2 protein-coding genes are annotated in these 1,920 nt (G+C 62.2%); both read right to left on the bottom strand.

Annotation, left to right across the window (positions count from 1 at the left end):
- The coding region (locus H522_RS0116385) for an ABC transporter ATP-binding protein (RefSeq protein ID WP_035454571.1) at window positions 1–943 on the bottom strand (943 nt) is incomplete at its 3' end.
- Window positions 912–1,856, bottom strand: a complete 945-nt coding sequence (locus H522_RS20105) for an ABC transporter permease (RefSeq protein WP_051344381.1) — start codon at window positions 1,854–1,856, stop codon at window positions 912–914. The genes H522_RS20105 and H522_RS0116385, both read right to left, overlap by 32 nt.
- Window positions 1,857–1,920: the final 64 nt, after the last annotated feature.

Genomic DNA, 1,920 nt, shown 5'->3' with positions numbered 1-1,920 from the left:
GTCCGTTTACCTCATGCAGCTTCGGCCGCACCACCCGGCAGGCTTCCGTCGCGTACGGGCAGCGCGGGTGAAACGCACACCCGGAAGGCAGCTCCTGCAGGTCCGGCGGGTTACCCGGGATACCCTCAATCTCCACATCCTCATGCGTCAACCGCGGGATGGCCCGCATCAACCCTTCCGTGTACGGGTGATGCCCCGCCTCCCCGAGGTGCAGCGCCTTGGCCTCCGTGTTCTCGACAATGCGCCCCGCGTACATAATCGCCACTCGCGAGGCAAATTCCGCCACCAGGCTGAAGTCGTGGCTGATGAACAGAATCGCAAACCCGCGCTTTTGCTGCAGCTCCTTGATTTGGTTGAGAATCGAGCGTTGCACCACCACGTCCAGGGCGGTTGTCGGCTCGTCCATGATGACCAACGCCGGCTCCAGCGCAATCGCAATCGCGATGACCACCCGCTGGCGCATGCCTCCCGACAATTCGTGCGGGTAACTCTGCAGGTGCCGCTCGTCGATGCGCACCAATCGCAAAAGTTCCACCGCCTTCTGGCGCGCCTGCGCATACGACATCTGTGGCCGGTGGCTCCGAAAGGTATCGACAATCTGCCGCTCAATCGTCATCACCGGGTTGAGCGCCGTCATCGCGCTCTGGAACACCATCGCCATCTGGTTCCAGCGGAACGTGCGCAGCTGCTTTTTGCTCATTGCGTACACGTCCTGCCCCATCACCCGGATGTGGCCTTTGGTCAGCCGCGCGTTGCCTCGCAACAGCCGCATAATCGCGTTGGCTAACGTCGATTTGCCAGACCCCGACTCCCCAATCAGCCCCAGCACCTGATTCGGGTACAGGGTCAGGTTGACGTCCCGGACCGCCTGAACCGGGCCGGAGGGCGAATCGTATACAATGGAGACGTCCTCAAGCTCCAAGACCGGCTGCTTTGCGTCCACGGCGCCGTCCTCCTTTTTGCCCGCGCAGGCGCGGGTTGGTGAATTGGTCGATGGCAAAATTCATCAAGCCCAACGACAGTCCGACCAGTGCAATCCCCAGGCCCGGTGGGATAATCCACCACCACGCTCCGTTGAGCAGCGCGCCGCCGGATTGCGCCCAGTACAGCATCGTCCCCCAGCTGACCGAGTTGACGCTCTCCAGCCCCAAGAACGCCAGCCCCGACTCAGCCAAAATCGCGCCCAGGCAAGCGAAGATGATGTTGGAGGCAATCACGCTCGTCATGTTTGGCAAGATTTCTGTCACCATGATGCGCACCCCGGAGGCCCCGGACAGCTTGGCCGCCGTGACAAATTCGCGCCCGCGCAGCGACATCGCCTGCGAGCGAAACACCCGCGCCCCCCAGGCCCAGCCGGTCAATCCGATGATGAGCCCATTGAGCAGTGGCGTCGAGTTGTGCACCATCGCCTCAATCACAATCAACAGCGCCAGGCTCGGCAGCACCAAGAAGATGTTGGTGATGAAGTTGAGCACCGTGTCCGCCCAACCGCCGTAGTACCCGGCCGTCACGCCAAACACGAGACCAATGACCGTCGAGATGAGCCCCGCCCCGACCCCGACAATCAGGGTCGTGCGCGCCCCGTAGACAAACTGCGAGAATAAATCCTGCCCGGTCGTCGTCGTGCCAAACAGGTGTTGGGAGCTGGGCGACAGGTTCATCGGGAACTCGGTCGACAGCGGGTTGTACGGCGCGATGACCGGCGCGAAAATCGCCACCAGCACAAACAATGCGAATAGGCCAAACCCGACCATCGCCTTCACGTCGCTCGTCAGCAGTTTGAGCAGCGTCGGCCGCCGCCGTTTTGCCGCTTGCTTTGACACCGCTTCCATCGAAGTGGTCACCAACTCGCTCATCAGGCCCCTGCACCTCCTGTCTGCACCCGCGGGTCCAGCTTCCCATACAACAGGTCCACGACCA

The sequence above is a fragment of the Alicyclobacillus herbarius DSM 13609 genome, assembly GCF_000430585.1.
Classification (GTDB): Bacteria; Bacillota; Bacilli; order Alicyclobacillales; family Alicyclobacillaceae; genus Alicyclobacillus_G; species Alicyclobacillus_G herbarius.
This window is presented reverse-complemented; position numbering and strand designations above follow the sequence as displayed.